Consider the following 9,189-nt stretch of genomic DNA (forward strand, 5'->3'; position numbering starts at 1 on the left):
CTCCTTATTAGTCAATTTCTGCCAGAATATCGTCTAATTCCTGTTGATTCAAGTGTGCTACTGGAAAATCTGAGGGAGTGTAACCCCCAGCATCAGGAGATAAACAATGCTCAATCAATTTCAGCAAAGCTTCTTTATAGCTGCGCCCTAAATATTCTACCGTCGAACGTTCATAGATGAGATCGCTATAAGTCCAGTTTACTTGTAACTGTCCCTCGATAACTCTGGCCGTAATCTCTAATAAATGACTACGATGTCCCTTAAGACTGTGATTAGGCCCCTTAGACTCATTCGCTAATTTCCAATCCCCTTTTTGCAATTGTCCTTGCTCAAATTGACCTAAATAATTAAACAAAACTTCTCTGGCAGGAATTTCAGCTAATTGAGACTTAATATCAGCATCATCACTCAAATATCGCGAAATTCCATAGCCAATTCCCCTGTGAGGAATAGCTCGTAACTGTTCTTTAATAGATTTGAGCCGCTCACCGGGGTGATTTTCGGGGGGGAGTCGCAAAATAACCGGAAAAAGACTGGTAAACCAACCTACCGTCCTCGATAAGTCAACCTCACTGAACAAATCTTCTCGTCCGTGTCCTTCTAAATCAAGAGATATGGTCAAATTTTCTGTCCATTCTGTCAAAGTTTCTGCTAAAGCGGTTAACAAAACCTCATTAATTTGAGTGTTATAGGCAGCGGGGACTTTTTGCAAGAGGGTGCGGGTTTGTTCTTCATCTAGAGTCACCGTGACATCATTTGCCGTCGCTACTGTATTGTATTGTTTTCCAGCCTCGTCATCTACAGGTAAATTTCTCGCCTCTAACCAAGGTTGAGTTAACCAATAGTCTAATGGCTCTCTCGCTTTCTCCCCTTGTCCATAATCCCTCAAGAGAAGCGCCCAATCCTGAAAGGCTATGGTTTTAGGTGGAAGTTCTACATTCTCCCCCCTTTCTAGCTGTTGATAAGTCATCAATAAATCTTCTAACAAAATTCGCCAAGATACACCATCAACCCCCAAGTGATGAATAATAATCAGTAACCGACTGGGTTGATAGGGCGCCAATTCAAATAGTACCGCCTTGATTAATAGTCCAGTAGAGAGGTTTAAACTTGCCTGTTGAGTTGTTGCCATTGCTAAGAGAGTTTCCCTTTGCTGAGATTGAGGAATAGAAGACAAATCAATCACTTCAAAAGGTACTTCCTCCGGCATTCCTTCATTAACTTGTTGCCATTGTCCTTCCTCCACAGTAAACCGTAACCGCAAAGCGTCATGATGTTCAATTAATTTTCTCAGAGATTGAGCTAACAAATCAGCTTTCAGGTGATGGGGAACTTCTAAGAGGACAGACTGATTAAAGTGGTGCATTTCAGCGCGATTTTGCTCAAAAAACCACAGTTGAATGGGAGTGAGAGGCACAATACCCCTCACTAAACCCTGTTTAGCTAATTCGGCTGTGGAATAATCGGCAACTGTAGCTAGTTCAGCAAGAGTAGGATATTCAAATATCTGTTTAGGGGTAATCTTCAACCCGGCTTGACGAGCGCGAGCGACAACCTGAATACTGAGAATAGAATCGCCCCCAACTTCAAAAAAGCGGTCATAACGACTCACTTGTTTAATGCTGAGAACATCTTGCCAAATACTGGCCAAAATCTTTTCTTTCTGAGTATGCGGGGGGACAAAATCCTGCTCAGATGTCCAAGGTATCTCAGGGAGGGGTAAACTGGAACGGTCAATTTTTCCATTGGGAGTCAGAGGGAGAGCTTCTAAGGAGACAAAAAGAGCCGGAATCATATACTCTGGCAATTTCTGTCCCAAGAAACGACGCAAATCCTCAGTATTTATCGGACCATTTTCTCCTACTAGATAAGCGACTAATCTCTTATTCCGATAGGAGTCTTCCCAAACCTTCACCACCTTTTGCTTAACTTGGGGATAAGTCCCTAGAGTTGCCTCAATTTCTCCTAATTCAATGCGGAAACCCCGCAATTTTACCTGATTATCACCCCGCCCCAAAAAATCAATATTTCCATCGGGTAAATATCGGGCTAAATCTCCTGTTTTATAGAGTTTGGCATTGGGTTCATTACTAAACGGATTGGAGATAAATTTCTCGGCGGTTAATTCAGGTTGATTCAGATAACATCGAGCTAACCCTTTACCCCCGATATATAAATCACCAATAGTTCCTAGAGGAACCGGTTGCTTAAAAGAGTCCAGAATATAAACTTGAGTATTGGCAATAGGCCGGCCGATACTCGGTTGTCCATGGTGTCCTTTAGGCACTAAGCTAAAAGTGGAATAAGTGGTATCTTCTGAAGGACCGTAGAGATTATAAACATTCTTAATGTTTTCCTGCTGGTAAAGCTTCTGTACCAATTGATTAGACAAAGCTTCTCCGGCGAGGTTTACCGTTTGCACAGTCTCAGGTATCGCCTCAATTTCCAGCAGTTGAGCGATCGCTGTAGGTACGGTATTAATTAATGTTACCTCTTTGGCTGCACTTAAACTAGGCAAATCTAGAACATTCTGGGCCAGAATAATCTTACCCCCCACAGCCAAGGGCAAAAATAGTTCAAATACTGACAAATCAAAACAAATAGAAGTAGCTCCCAAAACCCCCGCTAATTCCTCACTGCTAAAGACTTCCTTGGACCAATTCAGTAAGGTTGTGGTGCTGTGATGCTCAATGACAACCCCTTTTGGTTTCCCCGTTGAACCGGAGGTATAAATCACATAAGCGGTATTACTGGAACTTACGGGTAAAGAGAGGTTTTCGGGACTTTCTAGGGCTATATTTCTGGCTTCTGCCTCTAATATCACCAGATTCCCTGGATAATTCCCTAATTTCTCTACTAATTTTGCTTGTGTTAGCAACAAGGAAACTTGAGCATCTTCTAAGATAACATTGAGGCGTTCAGTTGGATAAGCTGGATCTAAAGGTACATAAGCTCCCCCTGCTTTGAGAATGGCTAATAACCCTATAACCATCTCAGGGGTCCGTTCTAGGCAAATTCCCACCAAAGACTCCGTTTTTACCCCTTTTTTGCCTAAATAATGCCCTAATTGATTCGCTTTTTCGTTTAATTGACGGTAGGTTAATTGTTCATTTTCTGTAATAATAGCGATCGCATCAGGACTGCGCTTAACTTGCTCCTCAAACAATTGATGAATACAGCCATCGGGATAGTGAACCTCGGTATCATTCCATTCTTTTAATAATTGATGTTGTTCTTGCTCAGAAAGTAAACAACAAGTTTCATAACGTTCTAACCCTTCCGTTGCCATAGCGATGAGAGTTTTCTCGTAGTATCCTCCGATTAACTCCATCTGCTTTTCCCCTAGATAATTCCCATCATATTTAAGGGTAAGTTCTATTTGAGATGAAAGGGGATGAAGACTAAAATTAGCTAACAATGTAAAATTAGTTTGATTAAAAAACTTCCCTCCTAAGACTTCTAAATCTTTCACCCCGATGATACCTTGATAAACATGGAAATGAATAAAATTAAAAGCCGTATCAAACAAAGGTTGACCTGATTTTTGTAACTCAGCGAGGGGATATCTTCGCCAAGATAAGCATTCTCTTTCAACATCAAAAGCTTGCTTAACTAAATCGCTCCAAGGTCCTCCAGATAACTCTAAACGTAGGGGCAAAGTATTCAAAAATAAACCTAATATCTTTTCCCCATCGGCTGCTTCTAACCGTCCATTAGAGACTAAACCCGTAACAATATCCCTCTGATTATTCAGTAAACTTAATACCCGAAAATGAGCCGCCAATAAAACACTTTTTAGGGGGACTCCCACTTGTTTACCGAGTTGTTTTAATCCCTGAGATACCTGACTAGATATAGGAACTAACCAATCCCAATCTTGATTAACTTGATTAGATTTCGACCACTGAGGAAGTTTAGTCAGCGTCACATCTCTGAGTTTTTCTTGCCAATAATTCTGGCATTCTGGCGATTGGACAGTTTTCTTTTCTAAGGCGACAAAATCCCTAAAACTAAGAGCAGGAGTTGGAGAGAGAGGGAGAACTTTTTTGTCGAGAAGATAGAGATACTGTTGTAACAATTCTGTGAGCAACGAAGCCACACTCCAACCATCTAAAATAGAGTGATGAAAACTGAAAGTTAGGTTAAAGTTATCCTGACTGCGGCGATGGAGATGAAAGCGAAATAAAGGAGGACTATCCCAGTCAAAAGTGCGGATTTTTTCCCGCTCAATCCAATCATCAATAGCCGTGTCTTGTTCAGAAGTAGATAAATGGGTTAGGTCATCTAATCCTAAAGGAACATCGATTTGTCGATGAACTAATTGTAGGGGTTCCTGATATTCAAAGAGTGCGAAACTGGTTCGTAATACTGGATGCCGCTGGACAATCTCCTGAATAGCACTATGTAAAGCGGGAAAACTAAAATCAGCACGAATATGATAGGTAAACACATCATGGTACACCGATAGATTCCCCTGATATTCACTATGAAATATCATCCCCAATTGTAGAGCAGTTAGAGGATAAGCATCCTCCACTTCCTCCAGTAAATTGAGGCGAACTTCTTGAGAAATTAAACTAAAAACTTCCGTTTTTTCAGTCCCTAAAGTATCAATTTCATAGCTAACGCAATTGGCCAATTCTTGAATGGTTTGATGTTGCAATAATTGGGGTAAAGAAAAATGAAAACCCATTTGTCGCGCCTTAGCGATCACTTGTATGCCCCGAATCGAATCCCCCCCAAGTTCAAAAAAATTATCGTGAATACCAACCTCTTCGATGCCCAAAACTTCAGCCCAAATCAGTGCTAAAATTTCCTCAAGAGGGGTACAAGGTGCTACAAAATTCTCCGAATTCCTTAAACTGTTATAGCTTGGAGAGGGTAGGGCGCGACGGTCAATTTTTCCACTATTTGTCAGAGGAATAGCATCCAATTGCACAAAGGCATGAGGTATCATGTATTCTGGGAGTTGGTTTTGCAGATAACTCCGCAGTTGGGGAATCAGTTTACTGTTTAACTTAGACCTTAAAGGGTGATTTGCATAAAGTTGCCATTCAGGTTTTGCGGTGTGGGTGGGGGTAAAAGCGATGTAATTTCTACGGGAATTTTCCAGCGGGGCAAAAATCACATCGTAACGGTCTGGAGTATCCGACCAAGTTACCCAAACCGAAAGGGATAAATCCTCAGCTAAAGCCGAAAAATCTTCAGGTTCTACGGCATTTTCTGGGATAATTTCCGATTTAATAGCTTTAAATTCCTCGGTCGTCCCAAAGTCTTGAGAATTCCTCAACAATTCCGCACTTTTTAAAGGTCCGAACAAGCGAGAATTAGGGACACCTATCACCCTTAACCCCTCAGATTTCCCCAGTTGATTTCTTACCTCAGATAAAGTCAGCTGCTGTTCAGTCCAGTTTGATTCTGGAAAGTCGGTGCTAAAATCCAGAATCGTTTCAATCCGCAGAACAACATTATAACGGAATTGAGTTAATTCGTTGTGGTGTTGACCTCTCTCTAGATGAATCTCGACTTCAGTAATCTGAGGAAAATAGGACTGAATTGCTCTAAAAAAATCCGGGTCAATGAATAACTCATTTTCTTGCTCAATTTTTCTCTGTACACGCTGTTTAAAATCCTTAATCGCATCCTCAGGGTTAGCCTTATAAAGTTCTACATCAGCGTGAAAAGCTTCCATGAGTTGCAAGTTTCGCACATCTCCAAGGAAAATACACCCCCCCGGAGTTAGTACCTTGATAGCTCCCTCTAAAACCCGCAATAAGTAATCTATATGGGGGAAATACTGCACAACCGAGTTAAGGATAATTGTATCGAATCTTTCTGACTCCAAACCCTCAAAATTATCGGCTGTGCTATGCAATAGCCTGACTTGCTCTAGCTGAGGCCCTTCTTGATTAATTCGCTGAATATCGTCTAAGGCTACTGATGAAATATCGGTTCCCCAATAACACTGGCAATGGGGAGCAACTTGGAATAATATTAACCCGGTTCCACAACCTATTTCCAGAACTTTTTTAGGTTGTTGAGCGAGAATAACCTTAACTTTATCATCTAGCCATTCTCGCATCTGAGCAACCGGGATAGGTTCCCCCGTGTAACTACTATTCCAGCCAACAATATTAAATATCCCTTGAGAATCTGCCGATGTTTGGCTGTAAATTTGGTTATAGAGGCTTTGCCATTGCTCGATTTGCTCATCGAATAATTGCCCTTTTTCTGAAGTCGCCAAGAGTTCCCCCTCTTGAGACTGACCCACAACATAAGCAATTAGTGTTTGACTCCCTGTTTCTGTCTCCGATGCAATAACTACCGCTTGCTCAACTGCTGGATGTTGACTGAGTATAGCTTCAATTTCCCCCAACTCAATCCGGAAACCTCGAATCTTAACTTGATGGTCAATCCGCCCTAAAAACTCAATATTTCCATCGGGTAAATACCGGGCTAAATCTCCCGTTTTATATAATTTTGCCCTAATTTCTCCCCCTATTTCTCCTTCGACCTTAGCAAAAGGATTAGGGATAAATTTCTCGGCCGTCAATTCGGGACGATTGAGGTATCCACGAGCTAAACCTATGCCACCAATGTGTAATTCTCCCACAATCCCTATAGGAACTGGTTGTAAGTGCGGATTAAGAATATAAATCTGAGTATTGGCAATTGGTTGACCAATACTCACTAGAGCTTTTTGATTCTCCGGCAAACAGGGCCAGTAAGTCACATCAATCGCCGCCTCAGTCGGACCGTAGAGGTTGTGAAGTTCACAGTCAAAATGCTCAAAAAAGCGTTGTGTTAAGTCTAATGACAAAGCTTCCCCACTACAGAAAACCCGCTTGAGAGAACTACATTCTTTTAGCTCTGGTTCTTGCAGAAACACTCGCAACATTGAGGGGACAAAATGAAGGGTAGTGATTTGCTGCTTTTGGATCAATTGTATTAAATAGGTACTATCTTTATGACCTTCTGGTTTAGCGACCACTAGGGTTGCACCGGCTAATAAGGGCCAAAAGAATTCCCAGACTGAAACATCAAAACTAAAAGGGGTTTTTTGTAAAATGCCATCACTCTTAGTTAACTGATAAGTATCCTGCATCCACAACAAACGATTCCTAATCCCCTTATGATTATTCATTACGCCTTTAGGCTTACCTGTGGATCCCGAAGTATAAATAACATAGGCTAAATTTTCCCCCGTTACGCCACTGTCACAATTGTTCTGACTTTCTTGAGAAATTGCTGGCCAATCTGTATCCAAAGCAACAACAATTCCCCGGTATTCCCCCAACAATCCCCGCAGCGATTCCGCAGTAATGATCACTTTTACCCCAGTATCTTCTAATAGATAACTTAGGCGTTCTTGAGGATAATTAGGATCTAAGGGGACGTAAGCTCCTCCGGCCTTCAAAACAGCCAATAATCCTACTACCATTTCTAAGGAACGCTCTAGATAAATTCCTACTAATTCCTCTGGTTTTACTCCTAATTTTTGTAGGTAATGACCAAGTTGATTGGCTTTTTCATTTAATTTTTGATAAGTTAATTCTTGATTTTCAAAAATGACCGCCACTCTCTCAGGGTAAAGTTTGGCTTGCTCTTCAAATAGCTGATGAATCCATTGCTTTTCAGGATATTGAATGGCCGTATCATTCCAATCTCTCAGCAATTGTTCTCGTTCTTTTGTCGTTAATATATCAATTTCTGACAAATCTATATCGGGATTACTCGTCACTGTTTCTAAGATTTTCTGGTAATGTCCTAGCATTCTCTCGACAAAATCTCTGGGAAATTTATCTTGAATAAAAGTGACAGAAACACCACTATCATCCGCTGCTATGGCAAAAACTAATTGAAACCGATTTAAGGAAGAAATGTCGGCGCACAGCCCTTCTTTGATCACAGCAACGTCAAAAATATTCTCTAGATTTCCTCCTCTTGCTGCCAAGGTTTTGACCAAACTATCCAGCGTATAGTTTTGATGGCGATATCCTTCTTGTAAATCTTTACGAATGATTCTTAGTAAATCTTTAAATGAACTAAAATTCTGTTGATTGAATCGGCAAAATATCAGGCTATCTAATTTTTCTGTATTCAAAGCTGCTGTAGCCGTGGCAAACTCGACTTGAGCAGTATATTTAAACATTAAAACCTGGACAACAGCCAGATGAAATGCTAATTTATTAACGGAATTATTTGCAGTTAAACTGTTGATTTTTTCCTGTAAATCTGTAGAGATAACTTCAATAACGCTATCTTGCTCCCCGGTTTTATTCTGACTTACATTACCAAATAGAGTAGTTACTGGATCTATTTCTTGAAGTTGCCGAATTTGGTAATCAATTGAAACCAGATGTGCTTCCATTGCTGTTCTAAGTAGTTGGACAAAAGTAAAGTTAACTGTAGGGTAAGGAGTCAGGAGACAGGAGACAGGAGACAGCTTTTGTGTATTCTCCCCACTTGCCACTTGCCACTTTCAAGTCAGGAGTCAGTAAGAATTGCGGCAATTTACATTTCTTAAGATAGACAACAGAATTTATGTCCGACTACTTAACCTTTTCCCTAAATAGTAGTTGATGGCGGTATTCAGAGTCATGGGGTACAATGCTTTTTCCCCGTTCCCAGTTCCCTTAAAGCGATAATTCCCGTCTCTGACGAGTGGGATTATTGCTATACGAACTACAGGAAACCCGCCTAGGGCTAAGGTCGAGGTTTCTGTCGCTTGTTCAAAATTGTTCTGAGCCTCGACATCATAGCATATTAACCGACATTCTGCACATCTTCATATACTTTTACATATTTTTACATTCCCCAAGCTGTTTTGACGAAAAATCTTCATTGTAGAAACTACTGTGGGAGCAATAAATTAGTAAAAATTATTAATTGAATATTAAGAAGTGCGGAAAGTGTGACATTTAAAGATAGATTAGCGCAAGACTATCAGATCTGAGGATGCCACACCCCATAAACGTTTATTGCAGATGTCTATTGACAATTACTACCTTGATCAGGTACGATTAGCTGTCTGGTCGTAATAGCTGAAGGGGTGACAACGAGGTTGAAGTTTAAGTGAGGTGGGGGAAAAATTTCCTCACTGTGATCCATCAAATTAATCGACTTACTAGACAAAAACCAAATTCCCTCGTTATCTTTTGGCGAAAGTCTCAAGCTTTTTCCCTAAAC

1 protein-coding gene is annotated in these 9,189 nt (G+C 40.8%); it reads right to left on the minus strand.

Going from position 1 to position 9,189, the window contains the following annotated elements:
* Positions 1-7 precede the first annotated feature (7 nt).
* Positions 8-8,371 carry a non-ribosomal peptide synthetase gene (locus MAE_RS16665; RefSeq protein WP_012266628.1) on the minus strand — a complete coding sequence of 2,788 codons (8,364 nt, stop codon included), beginning with the start codon at positions 8,369-8,371 and terminating at the stop codon, positions 8-10.
* Between the last annotated feature and the right edge of the window lie 818 nt (positions 8,372-9,189).

This window comes from Microcystis aeruginosa NIES-843, from assembly GCF_000010625.1.
Lineage (GTDB): Bacteria > Cyanobacteriota > Cyanobacteriia > Cyanobacteriales > Microcystaceae > Microcystis > Microcystis aeruginosa.

Excerpts from the sequence above, each read along its gene's own strand:
- MAE_RS16665 (WP_012266628.1), bottom strand. The coding sequence starts at position 8,371 with ATGGAAGCACATCTGGTTTCAATTGATTACCAAATTCGGCAACTTCAA.